The organism is Confluentibacter sediminis, from assembly GCF_003258355.1.
GTDB lineage: Bacteria > Bacteroidota > Bacteroidia > Flavobacteriales > Flavobacteriaceae > Confluentibacter > Confluentibacter sediminis.
In genome coordinates this window covers 57,852-79,547 of record NZ_QKPO01000010.1, presented here as the reverse complement: position 1 = coordinate 79,547, position 21,696 = coordinate 57,852, and the positions used below count along the sequence as shown (strand labels likewise).

The window sequence follows — 21,696 nt, the reverse complement described above, 5'->3', positions numbered from 1 at the left end:
CTCCTTAAAAAGTAATTGTAACTTTTTGAAGAAAGAATAAGAAAAATAGATTTCATTACGATTATGTTATAATCGAATAAAAAGAGGTCATTATTCTTTGTTAATAATTAATTTTTGATAAACAAATATTTAAAAAAATATCTCCATGCGCTCATATCACATTTTAATATTATATCTAAACAGTTATTTTATCGTTATCCCTAAACAGCATTACCTGTTCTAGGTTCATTGGGTATGATCTCAGCCGATATAGGCACCCCTTTTTGAGAACGTTGCAAAGGTAATAACCAATTGATAATTGACAATTGATAATCGATAATTTTTTAATCTAAATCTGGTTTTTTCCTATTAGCCTTTTTATCAGATAGGTTACGTTTACTTTTTAAACGTTTTTTTATAACAGCTCTTGGTATTTTTGTCGCAATTCGCTTTTTAGGAATGATTAAACTTTTTTCAATGAGTTCTAAAAACCGTTTAATAGCGAGTTCTTTATTTTTATGCTGACTTCTACTGTCATCGCATTGCAGTATAAGAATACCTTCTTTTGTTAATCTGTTTTGAAGTTTGTTATGTATACGCTCTTTTTGTTCGTCATTAAAAACGTAAGATTCCAAGAAATTAAAAATCAATTCAACTTTTGAAGATACTTTATTAACATTTTGTCCACCAGCACCAGAACTTCTAACGGCTTTAAACGTCAATTCATTCAGTAAAGCATCTTTATCAAACATTATTCAACTTGATGGGCTGGTCTTAATAAGTCATTCACGGTCTTTACTGGATTAAACGTATTTACGGGAACTTCCACAAAAATAGAATTCCAATGTGCCATACTTCCATTCCATAAACCTGGCAATTCATATGCTTTGATATCCACACCTCCTTGAGATTTCATAGTAATAAAAGCCGCTTTGGGATCTACAAATTCTGTGAGATTGAATTTATTTCCTTGATAATCTCTTACACCACAAACCAAATCGGTAGGATTAAAATGGGTAGCACCATTAGTGATTTCTTTTTGTTCTTCGTTATCAAAATCTATTTGGGCAAATTCAATAATTTCTAATGAAATGTTACCTTTTTCATCTTTAACCCAAAAAGGACCTCCCCCAGGTTCTCCTTCATTTTTAACCATACCACAAACTCGAATGGGTTTATTTAATTTTTCTATCAAAAACCCTATTTTTTCTTCCGTCATCAATTGATTATACTCATCACCCAAATCTACATTCAATCTGTTTATTACAAACAATTCTATATTGTTAATTTCCTCTTCCAAAATAGAATCTTCATCTAGTTTATGCAGGTATTTAAAGGCCTGTTCTTGAACTTGTAATAACACACCGGCGAGCAACTTTTTATAATCAGACAATTCTTTGTTCTGTTCAAAAACGACGATATTATCTATGTTCTTGATAAACACTATATCATAATCCAGTGTATTCAAATTTTCAATTAAAGCACCATGACCTGAGGGTCTAAATAATAAACTACCATCATCATTTCTATAAATCTCATCTTTAGAAGTTATAGCAATTGTATCGGTTGATTTACTTTGATATGAGTAAGATATATTAAAACTAGTGTTTGTTTCTTTTTCAAGATTTTCTTTAATCTTAATTAACTCCTTATCAAACATGTCCTTATGAGCTTCTGAAATGGTAAAATGCAAATTAGACTCATTATTTGAAGAAGCATACAAAGTAGATTCCAACAAATGTTCTGCAAAAGCCGTAGAAACTTTAGATGGATACTTATGAAAGGGCAACAGTCCTTTTGGATAAAAACTATAATTTAATTGATTGGCATTTAACATGGTTTTCACAAACAATACACATTGTTCACCTAATGATAATTCATTAAAATTAGGTACAGTCTCCATGGTTTTATTCCTAACAATATCGTAAAAAGGTAATTTTTCCAATCCATTTACAAACACAGAAATATCTTTATTCTTTTGAGTATAAGCTTCAATACTTTCCTTTTTTGGATCGTATTCTTTTAAAAACTGAAATAAAAACTTAAACATTCTTGATGCCGCGCCAGAGGCTGGAACAAACTTTACAATAGAGAGTTTATCCCTCTTACTATCAAATGCATCAATATATTTTTTTTGTTGAACACTATCTTTTCTTAAAATACCGTTACCAATAGTTGCTGCTCCAACTAACTTAGAATATGTCATTCCTGACTTAATAATTTCTATCTGTTTGTTAACCTTTTCAACAGTTAAACCGTAATTATCTATTTGTTTAATATCCTGTTCTGTAAACATTATACGTTGTTTTTTAATAGTTTATCAATATACTTTACAGCCGTTTTTAAACGATCTTTTTTATTCCCTTTTAATAAAACATAAGGCCTATTGTTATCTTTTAATGCACTTTCAAAAGCCTTAAACATTTCCTCTCTATGGTCTGGTTTGTCCCTTAAATCATCTGCCTCCCAAGGCGTATCAATATAAGTCAAAAAATACAAATCATAGGTGTTTTCCAGCGCATATTTTTCTAATACAAAATCACATGAACCTACATAATAAGCCTCTGAATATACTTTGGTCTCTAGTAAATCTGTATCACAAATTAAAACCTTATTTGCTTCTTTTGCTAATTTATTTTCAAGTTTTATTTGACCTTTTGCTATTGGCAATAAATCTTTAGGCTCACAAGTTTTATGTTCTTTATCCCATTTATCTTGAAGATAATCGCGTGCATATTCTGGCACCCAAACTGTCTTGTAATGTTTAGCTAATTGTTGAGACAATGTTGTTTTTCCAGTAGATTCTGGACCAAATAAAACTACTTTTATACAGTTTGCCGGTTGTTGTTTAAACTCTTCTTCCATGCTTTATAGCCATAAATAGCAATAATTGTAAATAATAAATATTGAAATGATGTGAACATCAATCCTTTGTAAAAATATAAGGGTACCGATATAATATCGCCTACTATCCAATATATCCAGTTTTCTAATTTCTTTTTGGCCATTAGCCACATACCAACAAAAAATATAGCTGTGGTTAGGGTATCTACATACGCTGTCCAGCTATTAAACTTAGCATTAACTTCATACACTATAACTACAAACAACATAGCTGAAATGAAAAGAAACACACTCCAAGCATGTTCTTTTCTATGGGTCTTTGTTACAGGAACCTCTTGATTATCCTTATTTTTTCTTGTCCAATAATACCATCCATAAATACTCATAACAAAATAATACCCATTAATAAGCATGTCTCCTAAAAGCCCATAAACTAAAAGAATGTAAACAAATAAAGCAGTGCTTATAATACCTGTTGGATATACCAAAATATTCTCCTGCCTAGAATACCAGACACTTAAAAACCCAAAAAAAGCACCTATAAATTCAAGAATAATTAAATGCGTAGGAGTCTCTTGATACTGTGAAAAAAACCAATCAAAAATGTGGTTCATAATCGTATCTATCTGACTTTACAATTTTCATGTATAGCAAACCACGTTCTACAAGTTCAAAAGCTTCTTTTATTTCGATTGTAAGCACTTGCATCACGTCATCATACTCACCATAAACTTGTGTGCTTAAAGGATTTTCCAAAACCTTTAAATTTGAAGCCCTTAATTTTTTAATAAAATGAATAATTGCAGGTTCGTAAGTGTCTTGTAAAGGCGTTAACGTTAATTCTACCGATATTTTCATACTTCTTTAAGATTATAGAAAATAGAAATAAGATAAAAAGACTCAAAATATCTTTATTCTATCATCCTGATTTTTTATTCTTTTGTTAGCTCTTCAAAAACAGACTCATCTTCTTCAAAAGCATTACCAACAACTACTAAATTGGTTTCAGAATCATAAGCATTTGTCAAGTGTTTTTTATCCCGCCGCCCACAATTAATGGAATTTTCAGCTCTTGCTTTACTAAATTAATTATTTTTTTTGCACAGGCATTTTTACTCCACTACCCGTTTCCAAATATATACGTTTCATGCCTAAAATTCTCCTGCTTTGGCTGTATCAATAATTTGTTTAATGCTTTCTCTTGGTATTATTGGTTGAGTTCCCGTTACTTTTTCTATAGATATTTTTTACTGATTTCTATTAAAATATATCCTGTCGCGATAACCTCCAAATCTGTTTTTCATTTAAGAAATAGCAAAAGCACAGGCAAAACCTTCAAATTCTAAAAATTGGATATGGTATTTACGTTTTTCGTTTTCATAATCAATCCAAGCTACTGTTTCCGCTTCATTGTCAGATACTGGAATCACTAAGCAATGCTTTTTAAAACTTAATCCTGGTGTTGCATAGAGTTTATATAGTGATTCTTTCACACACCAAATCGCTGTTAATTTTTTAATATAATCTGCATCATTTTTATTTAGATATTGATCTTCATAACCAATAAATTTATGAGCAATAATGGTTATTTTATCTCGTTGTTTTTCTATATCAATCCCAATAATTCTATCGCTAATTATAACTGCCGAAAAGTTAAATGAATGTGTTATGGAAATATGTTTTCCATCTTTCAAATGTGGCTTACCACATGCCTCATAAAATAAATCGAAATCTGAATAACCAAATGCTTCTAACAATTTTCTAACACTTAAAAATCCACGTTGGTGCAACTCGCTTTTCATTCCCAAAACACGTTGCAAACTTTCTGGTTTTAGACTTACAGATTGAAACAGGTCATCATAAGATTCCTCAATCTTCCATATTTTTACTGTAGTTTGTGAATTTGGACTAATGGTTCTATAAAGAGGCATTTAATATTTTGAAAGTTATTAGTTATCTTTGCACAGTATAAACTGCTGAGAATTTTTGTTAAGCGAATTTAACCATTTAAGTTCTAATCTCAAGAATGTTTAGTTTTAAAAAAGAAAAAAGAAAATTGATATGAGTACAAAAACAATTCCTTACGTAGCTAATAAAGTAAAAGATATATCGCTTGCAGCTTGGGGTCGCAAAGAAATAGAATTAGCTGAAGCTGAAATGCCGGGACTCATGAGTTTACGTGAAGAATACGGAAATTCGCAACCGCTTAAAGGCGCAAGAATTGCCGGCTGTTTACATATGACTATTCAAACCGCCGTGCTCATTGAAACCTTACAGGCCTTGGGAGCCGAAGTTACTTGGAGTTCTTGTAACATTTTTTCAACTCAAGATCAAGCTGCTGCTGCTATTGCTGCTGCAGGAACATCTGTATATGCCTGGAAAGGTTTAAATGAAGAAGAATTTGATTGGTGCATTGAGCAAACCTTGTTTTTTGGCGAAGATAGAAAACCCCTTAATATGATTCTTGATGACGGTGGCGATTTAACCAATATGGTTTTAGACCGTTATCCAGAATTAGTGGCTGGAATAAAAGGATTAAGTGAAGAAACCACAACGGGAGTTCATAGACTTTATGAACGTGTAAAAAATGGCACATTACCCATGCCTGCTATTAATGTAAATGATAGCGTTACAAAATCTAAATTCGATAATAAATACGGTTGTAAAGAAAGTGCTGTAGATGCCATTCGTCGTGCTACCGATATTATGTTGGCTGGAAAACGTGTTGTTGTTTGTGGTTATGGTGATGTTGGTAAAGGTACTGCAGCTTCTTTTAAAGGTGCTGGAAGTATTGTAACAGTGACTGAAATTGATCCTATTTGTGCGTTACAAGCAGCGATGGATGGTTTTGAGGTTAAAAAATTGGAAACTGTTATTGCTAATGCAGATATTATTATAACAACTACAGGAAATAAAGATATTGTACGTAGCGAGCACTTTGAAGCCGTAAAAGACAAAACCATAATTTGTAATATTGGGCATTTTGATAATGAAATTGATATGGCATGGTTGAACAAAAACTACGGTCATACTAAAAATACGATTAAGCCTCAGGTTGATAAATATACCATTAACGGAAAAGATATTATTATCTTAGCTGAAGGCCGTTTAGTAAATCTAGGTTGCGCTACGGGTCACCCCAGTTTTGTAATGAGTAACTCATTTACCAACCAAACCTTAGCACAAATTGAACTTTGGACGAATAGTGAAGCATACGGAAACGATGTATATATGCTACCTAAACATCTGGATGAAAAAGTGGCAAAATTACATTTGGCTAAAATTGGCGTAGAACTTACCGAGCTTCGTAAAGATCAAGCAGATTATATAGGTGTAACCGTTGGAGGTCCTTTTAAACCTGAGTATTATAGATATTAGACGGTTAGAACGCTTCGGTTTTAGATATTTAGAACCCTTACAGAAATGTAAGGGTTTTTGTTTTTCATCAAAAATCATTAAATTCCATTGTCATTATGGAATATAAAGAACCCAAAATAAAAGTCCCTCGTTTTAACGAAGCTTCTGGTTTTTACACTACCAAGAAACGCTCTAAAATAATGAGCAAAATTAAAGGGAAAAATTCCAAACCAGAATTATTGTTTAGAAAAACACTTTGGGCAAAAGGGATCCGTTACAGAATCAATAACAAAACGCTTCCAGGGAAACCCGATATTTCAATTAAAAAACACAAATTAGCTATTTTTATAGATGGTGAATTTTGGCACGGCTACAACTGGAACGAGCGAAAGGAAACCATAAAAAGTAATCGCGGGTTTTGGATCCCTAAAATAGAACGTAATCTACAACGCGATAAAGAAGTTAACCAAGAACTACAAGAAATGGGTTATATGGTTTTCAGGTTTTGGAGTAAGGAAATCCAAACCGAATTAGGTAAATGTATTAATGATGTGTTGGTTTATATAAGTACTGGAACTATCAATTAAAAATAAGAATCAATCCACCAAATCCTCCTCAAAATACCACCACAAACTAGAATCTATACAGGCTTTCATTTTATTAATATCAATACCGTCTTTTAAAAAAACAGAGAGGCTTTCATTGCTTCTATTTTGTGCAACGGTTTCTCTAACTTCAATAGAATCAATCTCATTAAAGCTTTCTAAATGATGCTTGATTTTCATATCTAAAGATTCATCACTCAAATAAATTTGGATGGTTTGAGCACTTGGGGTATTTCTAATTTCTGATCTAAAAGGTTCCATAAAGCTATTGATTTAATTAAAAACACTGTTTTGAAATAGCCTAAGTTACTAATTTATAACATGATAATCAATTAAAATAATCCTAAATTAAATGAGCCAAGGAATTTTTACTATAAACCAACAGAATCGTAAACAACAACACGCTCCCATAAATGTTGGGATTCTTCCACAAACTTTAAATGCGCTGGTTCTTGTTGATATTTATCTTGAATGTCCTTAGAAGGAAACGTGAGTATCAATGAATAAGTAAAACTGCCATCCACAACATCTCGGGAAGTTCCTGCTGGCTCGCCTATAAACTTGGTTTTGGCATACTCACTTTTAGACATAAACTTTTTAAGGGAGGTTAAAAACGCCTTGTTATCTTCAGCACTATTTGGGTTTTTAAGCCAGAAGTACACCACATGTGCAAAGTTATGGTCGAATGCTGTTTTTTGTTCTTGTGCCTGCATTTTGGAAAAACTCATAATAATTAAAAAAAACAGACCTATTTTTAATAGTTGTTTCATAATTTTAAAATTACTTTTTCCAAAAATATGATATTTTAAAGAAACACAACTGATTATATAATAAACTTTAGCTCAAATAATCCTTTTTTTCTTTGCGAATTCAATAGCTTCTATTTTAGAATGAACCTGTAATTTTTTGTAAATATTTTCTATGTGACGGCGAACCGTTGAAGGCGAAATAAATAAATTTTCGGCAATGGCGGTGTAAGGTAATCCTTTGGAAAGCTGCTCCAGTACTTCGGTTTCGCGTGTGGTAAGGATGATTGCTTCCTGCTTTTCGGGTTGTATCTCTAAAGGATTACGCAGCAGTTTCAAGGTTTTCATTGCAATGGATGGTGTCATTGCAGCGCCGCCTTCCAAAGTTTGCACAATGGCATCGTACAGTTCTTTTGGCGGTGTTTCTTTCAGTAAATAACCATCGGCTCCTGCTTTAATAGCATTGAAAATATTTTCGTCATCATCAAAAACCGTGAGCATGATGATTTTGATTTGCGGGTGTTTCTGCTTGACCAATGCAGTGGTTTCGATACCGTTTTGATTGGGCATTTCGATGTCCATCAGAATGAGGTCGGTGTATTTATCTGTTTGCAATTTTTCCATACACTGAACGCCATCATTAGCCGTAAAAGAAATCTGCATATCTTCAAATAAAGACAATTTATCTTTTACGCTTTTGATCAAGAAGTTGTTATCATCAACGATAGCAGTATGAATATTCATTGGTTATGATTTTTGTGTGTAAGGCTGAACGAAACGCTGGTTCCAAGCCCTGTTTCCGATTGTAGTTCCAACTCGCTGCCCAATTCCAAAGCTCTTTTATGCATATTCAGCAAACCATTTCCGGGTTCGATTTCGTTTTCTGTAAATCCTTTTCCGTTATCTTTTACCTGAAATAGAGTAGCTGAATTTTCTTTGGAAATGATGATTTTAATGTGGCTTGCTTCGGCATATTTAAAGGCATTATTAGTAGCTTCCTGAACAATCCTGAAAATATTCAAGCCCTGAATACCTGTAAAAGCTTCCTCTTCCGAGACCTCATCTGAGATTTGCAATTCAATTTGCGTTTGACTTTGCGATTGTTTGGCTTTTTCAATAAAATTGGCAATGCGGCTTTGCAGATCTTTGATGGTAATGCCTTGTTTGTTCATCGCCCAAATGGTATCCCGCAGTTCCTGAATGGTTTCTTTGGCAAAAGAAACGATGTTGTTCAATCTATTGATGAGATTTTCATCCTTTCCATTCACATAATATTTAATGGTATCAGTGGCAGAAATAATAAAGCTCAATTGCGCACCGATATTGTCGTGCAGATCCCGCGAAATCGACAAACGCTGTTCCTGTAATTTGTTCTGACCTTCAATTTTTTGAAGTGCCAACTTCATTTCGTTTTCCTGTTTTTCACGAAGGTTTTTCAGCACCTGCTGTTTGTACAACAAAAAGCCAATTAACCCAATGATTACCACTAAAGCAGCTAAACCAAAAATCCAGAAATTACGGTTGGTGAGTTTTGCTTGTTGTTGCAGGATTTGATTTTCCTTTTCTGCAGTTTCATATTTGGTGGAAATTTCTTCTACATCTTTCAGTTTTTGAGCGGTGTACAAACTGTCGTTCAATACATTGAATGATTTTAAACTCTCAAAAGCTTTTTGATAATTTCCCAACGCTTCGTAATTTCCGGTAATCTGTTCATAATTGTATTTCTGTATATCGGTAAATTTGATTTTTCTAGCTACGGCATTGCTTAATTCAAAATATTCATTGGAAAGTTGGTGCTGTTGGGTTTCTTTGTAAAATTCGCCCAAAGCCGTATAATTCAACATCAAGGCAAAATCATCTTTCAGCTTTTTACGGATTTCGAGCGCCTGTTTCAGATAGTTTTCCGATTTTTTATAATCTTTAATCAACAGTTGATTGTACCCCAGAAACTCCAATGCATAACCAATCCCTACACTGTCATTTCGCTGTTGCTGGATGCGCAGTGATTTTTCATAACGTCTGTTGGCTTCGGCATAATCTTTAAAATCATCTCTAAAAACCGAACCACTTTCGTTGTTGATGCGGGCAATTCCTTCGAGATTCTTTTCATTTTCATACAATTTCAAAGCTTTATCGTAAAATTCTAAAGCCCTTTTAGGTTGTTTTAATTTGCGGTACATTCTCGCCATATCATCGTACAACAAGCCCAATTTCTCGCTATTGCCTGACTTTTCCAACAAAGAAAGTGCTTGGTAATAATAAACCGAAGCACTGTCCACCTTCCCTTTTCTGCCCATAGCCAGCCCAAGGTAACGCAAAAAATCACCCTGATTGACTTTATCGTTTTCTGCTTTTGCCAGTTCTATCCCCAATTTTGAAATCTGAATGGTCGCATCAAAATCTTTCTGATAAATCTTTTTCAGATGATCCTGCAACACCGAAATTTTCTTGGGATACGCTTTTTGCTGCTGTACGATTTGTTGGATGCTATCGACAGATTTTTGGGTTTGGGCAAAAGTCTGGTTAAACGAAAATATATAAAAACATAGTATTAAAAGTAGAGTTTGTTTCATATTACGAAAGCTTACTTAAGAATTGAATTACCCATCTAATTCATTCCTTTCATTATAAGCTGTTAAATTAATAAAAAAATCAAGGACAACTTTCTTCCGATTTGAACATTTTCAGGATAGATTGCACATAATCTTGCAGCGATTGCAGCATTTCTACCGAATTCTCAGGAACTGACTTCCGGTTTTCTGAGTGGGTCAAAAGTTCATCCAGTTCTTGCCAACGTTGCTCTACCGATTGGTTCATCGCTTGCTGAAGGGCATTTGGCTTTTCTTCAATGAATTTTCCCGAACGGTTTTCCAGCGTTAACTCATAATCATTTAAAACTTTTTTCAACAAAGGAATGAGCAGTAATATCAACCCGATGATCACGATAAAAAACAAAGCCAGCACGACCATCTTAATGACCTTTTTTATTCTTGATTTTCCACCATTTTACAAATGCCCAAATCAAAATGGCAGCCAAAACAACGATAATCAGAAAGGGAGCAATGATAATAAATAGCGTGAGCAAACCTGGAAAAGCACCGCCGATGGTGCTTTTTACTTCGTACGGATTTCCTAGTTCTACTTCGGTGTAAGTAAGGTCATCCAGCGAAATATGGCTTAGTTCATCGATAGTGTTGAACAATTTTTCAGACTGGGCAGTATGTTTTGTGAAGTCGAAATTTTCTATTTTTTCGTAATAAGCAGCTACCAAATTATCGGCAGGGGTGGGAGAAAAGTTGATTTTATTTCCTGCAAACAATTGGTGTTTTTCATTGAATTTGAAATCAAATCCACCAGACAATCCCTGCAAATTTTCCAATGTCAATCCTTCTCTTAACTGCACATAAAAATATCCTTTTTCGATGGGCTGATGCCAAACGCTGCCGCTCTCCAAAAGATAAATAAAAGCATTTCGGTTCTCTAAATTGTAGCCTTTGCGCACTTGTGCATCGTTAGTATTCACGAGGAAATACACTTCCACTGTTTGCGCTTCATTCGGTGCAAAAGCCATTTGCCAAACCATCCAATTGTCGCTAAATGGGGTTACATTTCCATCGTTATGATTTAATTCAGGATGATTTTCTTTGATTAAATTTAAGTAACGCTGATTGGCTTTGATTTTAAAATGGCTTAAACTGTCGAGGGTAATTTGGTTCAGATCCGTTTCTCCGCCCGAATAGATGCCGTTGACCGGATAACCCATTTTGAATTGCAGGTTTTCGCTGCTGGTATTTTTGAAAATGTAGGTTCCTTTCACTACCGCAAAACCTTTGTAAAGCTGAATGTAAATGCGTTCCTGCTGCATCTGCACTTTTTTGAAACTCAGGCTGTCTTCGGGATACAACATCGTAAAAACCGTACCACCAGCATTCCAAATTCCAGGTTGTGAGGCGTTGGCAAGAGCTTTGTGAGATAAGGAAAGGGCAATTAAAAAAAATGCCGTTACTAAAAATTTATGTGCTATCGTTTTCATATAGATATGTGCTTTAAGGTAATTTGGCTTGCTCTAACATGGCTTCAAACAGGTGCATCTTTTTATGTAGGAATTCGGTGGTTCCTATAATTGTACCGTCGGGAAGTTCTGTTTGGAAAAAACCGATGCTGGCAATGTTTTTGGTTTTCAAATCCACTTCGGCTTCGGCTTCGATGTTGTTGTTTTCATCCCGCAAATACATCACTATCCGATAAGGCTTTAGCTCTTTTTTGTTCTTTTCGTAAGCCTGTAAAGTTTGTTCGGAATATTTCTGCAAATTAAAAGGCAGGTTGTCGTTGTGTGCTTCTTTTTCGAACCGTTGTATGCCTTTGAGCAGTTTGTTTTGTATGGCGCTGTCTTCGATGAGCTTGAATTTTATTTCGATAGTATCCGTGGCATCTTTAAGATAAGCCGTGGCATAGAAATAGCTTTGTGGGGCTACGAAAGACAGTATTTCCTTGTCTTCGAGGTAGTAGTAATGGGTTAATATATCGGCTTCGTTCGGTACTTCTTGCCGATGAGTTTCTTTGTACAGTTTGCCATTGGCAGTATAAAACCGCTCTTTAATATATTGTATTCCACATATATACGCTTCTGTTTCAATCAATACACTGCCTTCATACTTGAATTTAATATGGCTTTTGCTACCATCTTTGAGTCGGATTTTTTCTTCGGCTATTCTACCTTGTTTATCGTAATTGTAAGTATGTATTCTGTTTAAATACGGATTACTATGCGTCCAAATTTCTTTTCCTAATCGTTCGTTTTTGTAGATGGTTTGAGATTTTGCCCAAGTATTGTCCAATAAACTTTGACATTCGTAACTTTCGATGTTGCCTTCTGTATTGAAAATTTGGGTCACTTTTTCAACTTCTTCTAAATTTTTCATGCCACCGTCCCTTCCGTAGTCAATACTGTAATACATTTTCGTTACTTTTTTTACCAGCTTGGAATAGCCGCAATCTTTATAACTGATGTTAGGGGGCGATTGTGCATATATATTTGAGGTTATGAGCAGTACACTGCCAAAATAAAGAAGTGAAGCTGTTATTTTCATGATGTATTATTAGTTTGTATTATTAGAAGAATTTAGATACTTATCATAATTTTTGAGAAGTTCGCCCACCTCATTATACTTTAAGCTACTTGCGGGCTTTACAAGTCGAATCATCGATTGTACAAAAACATTATATAAATCATCATACATGGCTTTTTTGGTTGGGTCTGTACTTTTTTTATGAAAGACAATCACAGATTCGCTAGAAGTATATCCTAAAAACCTATCAATATCTATTATAAAATATTTGTCGAAAAACTGATAGTGCATTTGTACCTCTAAATAACCGCTACCTTCTATGTCTTTCCTCCATAAAACAGTGTAATCGTCGGGCGATTTTTCTTCTCTAGCCTGTATTTTGTAGCCAGCCATTTTAAGTATAGTTTCGTAATTTGATATTTCTGTATTTAAGGAAGATCGACTTTGCTCTGGTTTAAAATAAACATAGGTTTTGTCGAATTCATAATCTTGTGCAAAACTGTTTGTTAGTCCAACCGTTACAAAACATATTATAAATAACTTTAGTTTCATTTTATTTTTACATTCATGACTCTATTCAACTAAGCGGAGATATTGTTTATTTATAATATCTGCTTTTGTAATATCGTATCCATTAATCTTATACTTTCTGTCATCAACCCGGTTTATCAGAAAGTTTTCAGTACTATTTGATTCTAATTCCCAATCAGTCTTAGGCTGCACTTTTCCGTTCTCTATTACCACAATCCCACCATTTTCTTCAAACAGTAAAAACGTATCATAATAACTGCTACGCGTGTCGTACGTAACGGTTTCACTTAGTTTAGGGAAGAGAGCTGCATCTGAGATTTCAAATACCAAAGCATTTTGTTTTAGCACTAAAAGGCTGTTTTTAGACCTTGATACAATAAGCTCGTAATCTTGCGGAATTAGTGTTTTGCCCTCAAAAACAAAGGTTTGCTTTTCTTTAGAAACTGAAGAATAGATATAGGAACCTGTATATCTTGTCATTATAACTTTACCATCGGGTTCCGGATTTTGAAAGTTGGCACCAAAGTAATAGTCTTGGTCTGATTTATAATAACAATTCACATTATTATATGGCAAAATAGAGTTTGGCAAAAAGTAAACAGGGTCTTGAATGCGTTTTCCATTTTGATAAAAATAATAGACGCCACTGCTTACCTCTTTGGTATATAGAGGTAATTTAGCATTAAAGGAAGCTACGGGTTTTTCTGCCAGTTCTTTTGCTCTTAACGTTTTTGTGGCTTCGTCCAATACTTCTTCAAAGTTGATAAGCTGTTTTACATTCTGCGACTGGGTATAAAAGGTGTAACCGCTACCATTGCATTTTGGGCAGGTTTCTTCCTTGACACCATCTTCTACTGTTTTATTCCAAAGGTACAAGGTTTTTGTTTCATTGTAATGCGTGATATATACTTTGGCACCATACAAGCTGGATACTTCGTGCCTTTTTGAAACCGGCAGGCTGTATTCCATATTTACAGGGACTTTCTTATATTGTTTTCTATACACAGTAACAGGGCAACTTACTTTTTGACTTTCTCTTGTGGTATATTTTAAATAGATGTTTCCGCTTTCCTTGCCTACACTTATTTCTTCACCCGGCTTATCGCCAACAAAATAAATTCTTCTTTCCTTGGAGTCTAGCCTTGTAATGTCAAAAACGCGTTTGCTTTTGGGTAAAAAGATTTTGTCGCCTACTTTAAGCGAATTAAATGCAACCGTTTCATTTTCTATAAATGGATCCGTTTCATTATAAATAGCTCTGTAATAAATATTGGGATGCTCTGGCCTGCTAAAAACATCCATATACTCCACATTGGCTTTGGTATAAGCAAATTGCCTTCCGCTTACATACACTCCATTGGCAAAAAGCCCCATCTGGTTCTTAATGTCAATGTCTTTAACGTACACTTGCTTATGGTCTTCTCGGTAATACATATTTAAACCTATGAAGAGCTTAACTCCCGGGCCATTCAATTTTCCATCTTTAAAAAAACCGACTTCTATATACCGCTCATCACCAATTAAAATATTGTCTTTTGTGGTAATGCGCATCCCATAACCTGTGTAATTGGCATCTGTAGTACCAAAGTTTAACACGTGAATATCTGCGTATATTTCTTTGGGTGTTTTATAGTCTTTTAATTTATCCTTATAAACCGATTTATTTATTTTATGTATGGTATATTCCTCACCACTATGGTGGGTAAGTACGTCAAAAATATCTAGGGTAGGTAAATTGGGATCATCAAAAACTTGCTCTATTTGGTTGCCCTCTACAATGGCCCAATAGCCTGTTTTACCGTCTTTATTTTTGAAATACAGCAGCGAGGCTTTACCTAAATAGCTATCAGATAAGGGATAAAAAAATCCAGAAATTTCAGAACCATCTGCTCCTAATATTTTTCCTGCATGGAGATAACCGAAATGTGCATTAGCTTCATCTACAGGAAAGAAAGATGGAGATCCAACAGTCAATACAGAACCACCTGCGTATATTTCCCCAAAGGGAGTTTCTTCTAAACTGCCATAGTAACCTTGTTCCTGCGTAATTAGCATACCATTTTCATCATACTGCTCGGTACGCCACATACCTTTTTCAGGCTCGTTCTCAACCTTTTGGTACCATAGTTTACCGTTTTCGTGATATATTTTAGTGTCTCTAAAATATTTGGTATTTTTATCAAAATAAGCGAATACCTGGTTATTGCTCGCGTAACGTATATCGCTCGCAAACCTTATCACAGAGCCGGTTTCTCTGTATTGAGCAATGTCAAAATTTAATTGCTTATCAAAATACATTGCCGATTCTGAAATCTTTTTCTCCTTGAATGGGTTAAATCCATACTTTTTCTGCATTTCATTTTTAAGATCGCTGATATCGGGTTTTTTATAAACAGTATCATCCCTTGTAAAGTAATTAGGAATGGTATCGTTTTCTTGATAGTTGTTTTGGGCAAAGCTAAATGTAGATATAAGTGTTGGTATAAGTATTTGCAAAGCCGTTTTCATTGTTTTAATATGGTGTGTTTTTTAACTTGATTTATACTTGTAAACTATAATATGTCTCTGTTTCAGCATCTACAACCTTAATGCCAAAGGTGATGTTTAAAAACTTAGCAATATGCATTTCTATTACTTGTTGTGGCTGTATTTGTTGGTAAATATTTTGGGAAACTTCTATATTTCCATTATCAGTAACTAAACGATATTTGGTAGAGTTTTTATTAGAACTTGCGGTCACTTTATCTAGCACCTTTGCGATAATGATTTTTTTAGTTTTATAATTTTTAAACTTAGCATAGTTGTTTAGTGACACTAAAAGTTTTACACCTTGGTATAAAAAAACAATAAAAAGGGGGAATGTGAAAAGATAAAATAGTGCTGATGGAGTTGTCCAGAGTAGCAATAGCATTATGGTAGGAAAGGCAAAAAACCAGAGACTCTTTTTTAATTTTTTAAAAAACAGCTTTTTTACAATATCTACATCGCTTTGTTTAGCAGGCTGTTCTTTAATAACATTCCTATAGTTGTTTGTGAATTTGTTTGGCTTTTTGTTATCTTCCTTACTTTTCTCTAAAATTTTAAATTGTAGGATCTCTCTTTTTTTTGGACTTACTTCCAAACAAATGGTATCTCCTGTGTGTGCCTGATTATATTCTTTAAACGATACCGTATGCTCCACATCATTCAGGGTAAGATAATAGGTTTTTTTAACAGTGGTTCTTGAAGACGTGTGTCCTCCTCTGGTGATATGCCTGCTGCTTGTTGAGGTATGGGTATCCAATCGTTTGTTTTTAACCACACCTGTATAGCTGTGCTTTACACCCCTTTTTAAATCCAGATAAGTACTCCAAAACAAATAGAAAATAACCCCAGTAAAAATAAGTGCAATTACACCAAAAATAATGTAGGGCACAATACTCGACATACTTGAAAAGGACATCAACATATTGAATATGAACCAAAAAATGGCCAATACAAAAATGGCAAATACAATGATTAGCCAAAATTGATTATTTAGCTTCTTTCTGTCTTCATCTGTTAATTGTTTTATTTCAAAATAATCTTCCATTATATTTGGCAGGTCTTAGTTATGCATTTATTCACTCTTCAGTTTTAAGTAATTTTGATACACCTGTTTGCAAAAATCAATGAGCTGTTCATCGTTTTGGGATTTATATGCTCGCTCGGGAGTAACCACAGTTCTTGTGATTAGTTTTAATTGGCCAGTTTCTTTTGTGGTATTACTATATTCTATTTTAGCGATCCATATATCTCCATCATATAGATAATCAGTATGATAGGTTTTACTTAATTTTTGTTCTTCTCCATCTTTGGCAGGGTGGTATTCCAACATTACCACAGGGTCGCCTTTGCCGTTGTAAGTAATCTGTTTTATTATCTTAGCCTCTGATTCATTACCAGGCACTTTATGGTCGACTACTTTGTAAATTCTACCTTTTTTATCATATAGATAAATTACATCAGAAACTAACTTTTCATCATAATATTTCTTGATGCGATGCCCTTCCTTACCACCATATTCTATTTGTTTGGTTCTTTGGTTATTGGTATTGTAAAATGACTTGCCGCGCAACTCCCCTTCACCATTAAAAAATTCTATATTTTTCTCTGTTTCACCTGTGTGGTAAATTTTGTATGATGTTGTCTTATAACCTTCGGACTCCGTACGGTATTTAAATGTTGAATATTCCATGCCCATAGTACCGTTTCGTATTATTTCTTTGGTTTTTAGAAGACCATTTTCGTAAGTGTAATTTTCTGTTATCTCTAATTTAGGTTTGTCCAGGTACTGATACTTAGTGATTTCTCCTTCACGAAATGTATAAAGCTCGTTGACTGATTGCATAGTAAAGACTTGTTGCGGTATACTAAAGGTAGCATACATTTTAAAGGCTTTGGTAGTGTTTTCAGGTAAATCGAAATCTTTAGGTGTCGTATCCTCTTGTGCCACCACGCTAAAGCTAAAAACTAGAAGAGTCAATAAGTTTAAGTATGTAACAGTTTTTTTCATTAGTTATAATTTTGTTTTGTGGTTTTATTGTTGGAAGACGTTAGGTATTGCATTCCCATTTTCAGAAATAGAAAAGGCAATGCAATAACGACTGAGCCCCATGGGTTTTCGGGTGTAAAAACTTCAGGATACCTTTTAATGACAAAAAATATTAGCATACCACCCACAACGATGGAAATATGCAATACAATTATATTAGGGCTGAAAGCACCAAAGCAAACTTTTATTGGTTGTTGTTTTTTGTGCAAATACACGCGTTCGAGCAGAACAAAAATCAGGTTGATATTAAAGAACCAATTATGAAAAAACAACACCTGCATATTGGTAATCATAATTTCTGTGTTATCGGAGGCAGCAATAAATCCAAAAAACACCACTAAAAACACCCAATAAATACCCATTAAAAATAAACCTCCTCCAAAATTGACGGAATGTACATTCTCATATAACGCATTACTATTCCGTTTGTAGCAAAGCCTGTCTACCACTAAGCAGAGAAGCTCGTTACACCAAAAGAAATAGATGAGGTAAAAAACAGTTGTTTGTCCATTTAATACCGACAATAAAGTCAACAATGTAAAAATGATAAAATCCCATTGACGATAGTGATGTAAAGGTCTTTCTATGATGGAAAGTATATTCATCATTATAATACGTTTTAAAAACAACTAGTTGGAAATAACTTCATTGTTGTACTTTCTACCTAAATAAATTTTTAAATCATCTGGTTTGGGCACTATTGGAATAATGTATTTGGGCTCGTTATTTTTAAGCATCACGGCCTCACTTACATTGAGGGGTTTAGCCGACCAACCGAAACTACTGGTCTGGTTTTCGCCTTCGAATAAATTAACAGAAGTTTTTTTTGCATAATTTACATACATCAGCACACTTCCTTTAAAGGTTTGTACATTGGCAAGCGTTCCTGCCTGTGAGGTTGTATTTTTTTGTTTATCTACTAAAAAATAGGTATCATCAAAAGGGCTGTAATAAACACTGTAATTTTCATCTCTAAACTTTTTCAGGGAATGATCTGACCCTTTGTACAAGCAATAAAAGTTGCCCGAATCATTTCCCCATATATGTAAATACGGGTTGTTTTCTTGCAGTAGCTCTACGTTAACCGCTTCGTCTTTTTTAATAGTGCTGTTATAAAAATTCTTGGCTATAAAATACTGTTGTGTTGTAGGTATATAAAAAACCACATGATTGCCTACAATTGTTAAATTTACGTTACTAATAATTTTATCGCCCACCGATAATCTGGGTAAATTGTGCCTGTCATAATCATTTTTTTTGGCATTGACCACCACTAAATCTTTGGTGTTTATTTCGTCATTATAAATGACATTGTAATAGTAATTATTTACTTTGTTGGTTTTTATATTTTTCGTTTTTGTAATATTTCCTTTTGCATCGGGCACACCTACATTTTCTTCGCCTAAAACGCTTTTGTAATACATTAGTTTGCCATTTTTATAATGCAATTCATCCTGCTCCTTACCAGTAGGATAAACAGTTTGACGGGTAATTTTAAGCAATCCATCTTCGGTTTTGTAATTATAATTAACAACCACTTTTGTTTTACTAGAACTAAAATAACGTTCTTCTGTAAGCAGTCTATCCTTATTATCATAATGGTAAAACATAGAATCATTGTAGAAAGTAGATTTGGTAAGTAGCCCTTTTTGGTTATAAGTATATGCTCTTGTTAACGTACTAAAGTTTTTATAATCTTTGAGTTTTAATAATTTGCCAGAAGCGTCAAAAGCCATATAAATGCTTTTTGCCTCATAAGCTTCTTTTTCTGTCCAATTTGCGTAGCTCCTAAAGCTTTCACCGTTTTCCAGTAGTTGTTCTCTTTTATCGTTGTAAAAATGACCTTTATAATAGGCAATGTCACCATCTATTAAAGAAGGAACCATATAAGCTAATTCTTCTAAAGGTAAAGGATTTAAAGGTGCTTTTTTTGCAATAGAGTTTTGCCCAAAGACTGCGGTTAGCGACAAAAAAAGACTTATGGAAAGCAGAAGTGTTTTCATATCTTATAATTAAAAATCAATGGATTAAATTTTAAGTTGTTGTTGAAAAATCATTTTTAAAAACTGATGATATACAATATTATTCATAAGGATGACACCAAAAAATAGGGCAAATGCCCTATTTTGACTAAACGTGAAGAGGATAAACCAATCTCTATGTCGTAAAGTTCTCAAAGAGAAAGCTTTGCATGACACATTATTCAGCTTTCTCACAACATATCTATCCAAATGAAAAACAGGAATTTACATTCGATATTTTGGATGCTATTTTTGAACAGTACCCCATGTACTTCTAGTGATGGGTTTATCAATCACCCATGAACGACTGACCGTAGACTTAAGTCATCCCAATGAACGTAAAAGCTAGCTTTTTCATTTCAAAATGAGGTTTGATGAATTGTTTTTAACTCAATTCAGTTTCGTTCTGCAAATGGTTGTTTTGTTTCTTCCGATAACATACATGTGATTATTGGCATCAAACTCTATATCATCTATTTTTCTGCCGTTAGGGTCATTGCCTGTTGTTCCACGATATTTCAATCCATCTAAAAATACAAGCCCATCGTTAAAAGACGTTTGCCCTTCCCAAGTATAAACTGTCCACGAATTGCCTTTTAGTTTTAAGATTTGGTTTCCTCCCGCTGCGATAAGATTATTTTCTCTGTCCACCGCTTGCGGAGCATATTTAAGGTTAGACTCCTGCCAGCTTGTACCTGCATTGTCTGAATAATAAAGTTTAGAAGCAAAGGTTTCTACCCCTGTCCAACCTTCACTAATGGCAAAAAGTCGGTTTCCTTGTTTTGCTATAATATAAGAGGAAGGTTTACTTTCTTTACGGTTCCAAGTAGCTCCACCATCAGAAGAAACTGCAATTAAAAAGTTGTCTTGCAGATAGGCGGCATTATTTGCCTTCTCCATAATATGCGGAAGTATTAAATCGCCATTTGGCATTACGAACATACGATTTACAATTAGGTTCATAAAAGCACCATCAAACCAGCCTGCGGCATAGTTGGTGTATGTACCTATATGGTACTCCATTTGGGTTGCGCCAAAATCATCTGAAACCGCAAAATAGCTGTCGTTATCTCTGACTACATGAAGATATAATATCCCATTTTCAAATTGCAATGGATTTGCATACAATAAGCTTTTTTCTCCAGTAGTTTTATCGATTCGGTAAGCCGTACCCATAGCATTTGTATAAAACAGCCACTTGGCGTCATCTGAAATTTCAAATTTTGTTACAGTTTCTCCGGGTTCAAATTCGTGGAATACTTCCCATTCAATAGTTTTAGTTTGTTCTGTTTGTTGTTCACTTTCTGGATTTTCACCATCCTTGCTGCATGATGTTAACAATAAGGAGGTGGTTAATACCAGAATCATACATTTTGTTCCTTTGGCTATATTCATGATTTTTTTGATTATTGACGTATTAGAAAGCTGGTTTTTATTTTTCTATTTCGTTATTATAATGCAATAATATCTATAATGCCTAGGCCATGAAATAGGGCATATGCTCTATTTTATAGGAAAGAATAGGGAACGAATAAAATGGGTACTAACTTTGGGAACATGAAAGAGAGGTTCGAATATGTGGACTTCAGAATGTCTAGCTCTCTCTGATGAAGATTAAATAAAAAACCCTTCCTGTTTCCAGAAAGGGTTTTTCAAATATTTTAAAGAAATTAATTTATTAAACCTCAAAAGGCTCAATAGAAACATAAGATTTATTATCTTTTTTCTTTGTAAATTTCACAACACCGTCAACATAAGCGTGTAATGTATGATCTTTTGAAGAATATACATTCTCACCTGGATGATGTGTATTTCCTCTTTGTCTTACGATAATGTTTCCAGCTATTGCAGCTTGACCACCAAAAATCTTAACGCCTAGACGTTTTGATTCTGATTCCCTACCGTTCTTCGAACTTCCGACTCCTTTTTTATGTGCCATTGTCTTAAGCTTTTATATTGTTAAACTTATAC

General features: G+C 34.0%; 23 protein-coding genes. 2 read left to right on the top strand and 21 right to left on the bottom strand.

Going from position 1 to position 21,696, the window contains the following annotated elements; all coding sequences use genetic code 11:
• Positions 1 to 323: 323 nt before the first annotated feature.
• The 6 genes from arfB to DKT72_RS09440 form a co-directional block, all read right to left on the bottom strand.
• Complete coding sequence (arfB, locus tag DKT72_RS09465; RefSeq protein ID WP_111308496.1) at positions 324 to 731, bottom strand: alternative ribosome rescue aminoacyl-tRNA hydrolase ArfB; 408 nt, start codon at positions 729 to 731, stop codon at positions 324 to 326.
• A complete protein-coding gene (locus DKT72_RS09460) occupies positions 731 to 2,275 on the bottom strand; it encodes a DUF4301 family protein (RefSeq protein ID WP_111308495.1) in 1,545 nt (514 codons plus the stop codon). Before DKT72_RS09460 ends, arfB begins: the two co-directional genes overlap by 1 nt.
• Positions 2,275 to 2,844: an AAA family ATPase gene (locus DKT72_RS09455; RefSeq protein WP_111308494.1), complete on the bottom strand. Its 570-nt coding sequence runs from the start codon at positions 2,842 to 2,844 to the stop codon at positions 2,275 to 2,277. Before DKT72_RS09455 ends, DKT72_RS09460 begins: the two co-directional genes overlap by 1 nt.
• On the bottom strand, positions 2,805 to 3,437 hold the full coding sequence (pnuC, locus tag DKT72_RS09450; RefSeq protein WP_111308493.1) for a nicotinamide riboside transporter PnuC: 633 nt from the start codon (positions 3,435 to 3,437) through the stop codon (positions 2,805 to 2,807). Before pnuC ends, DKT72_RS09455 begins: the two co-directional genes overlap by 40 nt.
• Complete coding sequence (locus tag DKT72_RS09445; RefSeq protein ID WP_111308492.1) at positions 3,421 to 3,681, bottom strand: thiamine-binding protein; 261 nt, start codon at positions 3,679 to 3,681, stop codon at positions 3,421 to 3,423. Before DKT72_RS09445 ends, pnuC begins: the two co-directional genes overlap by 17 nt.
• Before the next feature lie 446 nt (positions 3,682 to 4,127).
• Positions 4,128 to 4,754, bottom strand: coding sequence for a 4'-phosphopantetheinyl transferase family protein (locus DKT72_RS09440; RefSeq protein ID WP_111308491.1), 627 nt, complete (start codon positions 4,752 to 4,754; stop codon positions 4,128 to 4,130).
• A 130-nt stretch (positions 4,755 to 4,884) separates the two neighbouring features.
• On the opposite strand from DKT72_RS09440, the gene ahcY reads away from it, so the two are divergent.
• A complete protein-coding gene (gene ahcY, locus DKT72_RS09435; RefSeq protein WP_111308490.1) occupies positions 4,885 to 6,201 on the top strand; it encodes an adenosylhomocysteinase in 1,317 nt (438 codons plus the stop codon).
• Between the two features lie 95 nt (positions 6,202 to 6,296).
• Positions 6,297 to 6,767: a very short patch repair endonuclease gene (locus DKT72_RS09430; RefSeq protein ID WP_111308489.1), complete on the top strand. Its 471-nt coding sequence runs from the start codon at positions 6,297 to 6,299 to the stop codon at positions 6,765 to 6,767.
• 9 nt (positions 6,768 to 6,776) lie between these two features.
• On the opposite strand, the gene DKT72_RS09425 is transcribed toward DKT72_RS09430, so the two are convergent.
• The 15 genes from DKT72_RS09425 to rpmA form a co-directional block, all read right to left on the bottom strand.
• Positions 6,777 to 7,046, bottom strand: a complete 270-nt coding sequence (locus DKT72_RS09425; RefSeq protein WP_111308488.1) for a hypothetical protein — start codon at positions 7,044 to 7,046, stop codon at positions 6,777 to 6,779.
• A 110-nt stretch (positions 7,047 to 7,156) separates the two neighbouring features.
• Positions 7,157 to 7,555: a Dabb family protein gene (locus DKT72_RS09420; RefSeq protein WP_370445572.1), complete on the bottom strand. Its 399-nt coding sequence runs from the start codon at positions 7,553 to 7,555 to the stop codon at positions 7,157 to 7,159.
• Positions 7,556 to 7,627: 72 nt separating this feature from the next.
• Entirely contained in the window at positions 7,628 to 8,275 is a 648-nt protein-coding gene (locus DKT72_RS09415; protein WP_111308487.1) for a response regulator, read from the bottom strand.
• Complete coding sequence (locus DKT72_RS09410) at positions 8,272 to 10,104, bottom strand: tetratricopeptide repeat-containing sensor histidine kinase (RefSeq protein WP_111308486.1); 1,833 nt, start codon at positions 10,102 to 10,104, stop codon at positions 8,272 to 8,274. The genes DKT72_RS09415 and DKT72_RS09410 overlap by 4 nt, the downstream gene beginning before the upstream one ends.
• A gap of 79 nt (positions 10,105 to 10,183) precedes the next feature.
• Complete coding sequence (locus DKT72_RS09405; protein WP_162623283.1) at positions 10,184 to 10,501, bottom strand: hypothetical protein; 318 nt, start codon at positions 10,499 to 10,501, stop codon at positions 10,184 to 10,186.
• Between the two features lies 1 nt (position 10,502).
• Entirely contained in the window at positions 10,503 to 11,564 is a 1,062-nt protein-coding gene (locus DKT72_RS09400; protein WP_111308484.1) for a hypothetical protein, read from the bottom strand.
• A gap of 13 nt (positions 11,565 to 11,577) precedes the next feature.
• Entirely contained in the window at positions 11,578 to 12,621 is a 1,044-nt protein-coding gene (locus tag DKT72_RS09395; protein ID WP_111308483.1) for a hypothetical protein, read from the bottom strand.
• Positions 12,622 to 12,630: 9 nt separating this feature from the next.
• Positions 12,631 to 13,152: a hypothetical protein gene (locus DKT72_RS09390; RefSeq protein WP_111308482.1), complete on the bottom strand. Its 522-nt coding sequence runs from the start codon at positions 13,150 to 13,152 to the stop codon at positions 12,631 to 12,633.
• A 21-nt stretch (positions 13,153 to 13,173) separates the two neighbouring features.
• Positions 13,174 to 15,639 carry a hypothetical protein gene (locus DKT72_RS09385; protein WP_111308481.1) on the bottom strand — a complete coding sequence of 822 codons (2,466 nt, stop codon included), beginning with the start codon at positions 15,637 to 15,639 and terminating at the stop codon, positions 13,174 to 13,176.
• 31 nt (positions 15,640 to 15,670) lie between these two features.
• Entirely contained in the window at positions 15,671 to 16,702 is a 1,032-nt protein-coding gene (locus DKT72_RS09380) for a hypothetical protein (RefSeq protein ID WP_111308480.1), read from the bottom strand.
• 27 nt (positions 16,703 to 16,729) lie between these two features.
• The gene (locus DKT72_RS09375; RefSeq protein ID WP_111308479.1) at positions 16,730 to 17,665 is read right to left on the bottom strand and encodes a hypothetical protein; all 936 of its coding nucleotides are present in this window, start codon (positions 17,663 to 17,665) and stop codon (positions 16,730 to 16,732) included.
• Entirely contained in the window at positions 17,665 to 18,312 is a 648-nt protein-coding gene (locus DKT72_RS18215) for a hypothetical protein (protein ID WP_162623282.1), read from the bottom strand. The genes DKT72_RS09375 and DKT72_RS18215 overlap by 1 nt, the downstream gene beginning before the upstream one ends.
• 21 nt (positions 18,313 to 18,333) lie before the next feature.
• Complete coding sequence (locus DKT72_RS09365) at positions 18,334 to 19,707, bottom strand: hypothetical protein (RefSeq protein ID WP_111308477.1); 1,374 nt, start codon at positions 19,705 to 19,707, stop codon at positions 18,334 to 18,336.
• A 408-nt stretch (positions 19,708 to 20,115) separates the two neighbouring features.
• The gene (locus DKT72_RS09360; protein ID WP_111308476.1) at positions 20,116 to 21,120 is read right to left on the bottom strand and encodes a sialidase family protein; all 1,005 of its coding nucleotides are present in this window, start codon (positions 21,118 to 21,120) and stop codon (positions 20,116 to 20,118) included.
• A gap of 283 nt (positions 21,121 to 21,403) precedes the next feature.
• Positions 21,404 to 21,664 carry a 50S ribosomal protein L27 gene (rpmA, locus tag DKT72_RS09355; protein WP_106660099.1) on the bottom strand — a complete coding sequence of 87 codons (261 nt, stop codon included), beginning with the start codon at positions 21,662 to 21,664 and terminating at the stop codon, positions 21,404 to 21,406.
• Positions 21,665 to 21,696 lie beyond the last annotated feature (32 nt).

Coding starts and splice junctions, on each gene's coding strand:
- arfB (WP_111308496.1), bottom strand. CDS start 731: ATGTTTGATAAAGATGCTTTACTGAATGAATTGACGTTTAAAGCCGTT.
- DKT72_RS09460 (WP_111308495.1), bottom strand. CDS start 2,275: ATGTTTACAGAACAGGATATTAAACAAATAGATAATTACGGTTTAACT.
- DKT72_RS09455 (WP_111308494.1), bottom strand. CDS start 2,844: ATGGAAGAAGAGTTTAAACAACAACCGGCAAACTGTATAAAAGTAGTT.
- pnuC (WP_111308493.1), bottom strand. CDS start 3,437: ATGAACCACATTTTTGATTGGTTTTTTTCACAGTATCAAGAGACTCCT.
- DKT72_RS09445 (WP_111308492.1), bottom strand. CDS start 3,681: ATGAAAATATCGGTAGAATTAACGTTAACGCCTTTACAAGACACTTAC.
- DKT72_RS09440 (WP_111308491.1), bottom strand. CDS start 4,754: ATGCCTCTTTATAGAACCATTAGTCCAAATTCACAAACTACAGTAAAA.
- ahcY (WP_111308490.1), top strand. CDS start 4,885: ATGAGTACAAAAACAATTCCTTACGTAGCTAATAAAGTAAAAGATATA.
- DKT72_RS09430 (WP_111308489.1), top strand. CDS start 6,297: ATGGAATATAAAGAACCCAAAATAAAAGTCCCTCGTTTTAACGAAGCT.
- DKT72_RS09425 (WP_111308488.1), bottom strand. CDS start 7,046: ATGGAACCTTTTAGATCAGAAATTAGAAATACCCCAAGTGCTCAAACC.
- DKT72_RS09420 (WP_370445572.1), bottom strand. CDS start 7,555: ATGAAACAACTATTAAAAATAGGTCTGTTTTTTTTAATTATTATGAGT.
- DKT72_RS09415 (WP_111308487.1), bottom strand. CDS start 8,275: ATGAATATTCATACTGCTATCGTTGATGATAACAACTTCTTGATCAAA.
- DKT72_RS09410 (WP_111308486.1), bottom strand. CDS start 10,104: ATGAAACAAACTCTACTTTTAATACTATGTTTTTATATATTTTCGTTT.
- DKT72_RS09405 (WP_162623283.1), bottom strand. CDS start 10,501: ATGGTCGTGCTGGCTTTGTTTTTTATCGTGATCATCGGGTTGATATTA.
- DKT72_RS09400 (WP_111308484.1), bottom strand. CDS start 11,564: ATGAAAACGATAGCACATAAATTTTTAGTAACGGCATTTTTTTTAATT.
- DKT72_RS09395 (WP_111308483.1), bottom strand. CDS start 12,621: ATGAAAATAACAGCTTCACTTCTTTATTTTGGCAGTGTACTGCTCATA.
- DKT72_RS09390 (WP_111308482.1), bottom strand. CDS start 13,152: ATGAAACTAAAGTTATTTATAATATGTTTTGTAACGGTTGGACTAACA.
- DKT72_RS09385 (WP_111308481.1), bottom strand. CDS start 15,639: ATGAAAACGGCTTTGCAAATACTTATACCAACACTTATATCTACATTT.
- DKT72_RS09380 (WP_111308480.1), bottom strand. CDS start 16,702: ATGGAAGATTATTTTGAAATAAAACAATTAACAGATGAAGACAGAAAG.
- DKT72_RS09375 (WP_111308479.1), bottom strand. CDS start 17,665: ATGAAAAAAACTGTTACATACTTAAACTTATTGACTCTTCTAGTTTTT.
- DKT72_RS18215 (WP_162623282.1), bottom strand. CDS start 18,312: ATGATGAATATACTTTCCATCATAGAAAGACCTTTACATCACTATCGT.
- DKT72_RS09365 (WP_111308477.1), bottom strand. CDS start 19,707: ATGAAAACACTTCTGCTTTCCATAAGTCTTTTTTTGTCGCTAACCGCA.
- DKT72_RS09360 (WP_111308476.1), bottom strand. CDS start 21,120: ATGAATATAGCCAAAGGAACAAAATGTATGATTCTGGTATTAACCACC.
- rpmA (WP_106660099.1), bottom strand. CDS start 21,664: ATGGCACATAAAAAAGGAGTCGGAAGTTCGAAGAACGGTAGGGAATCA.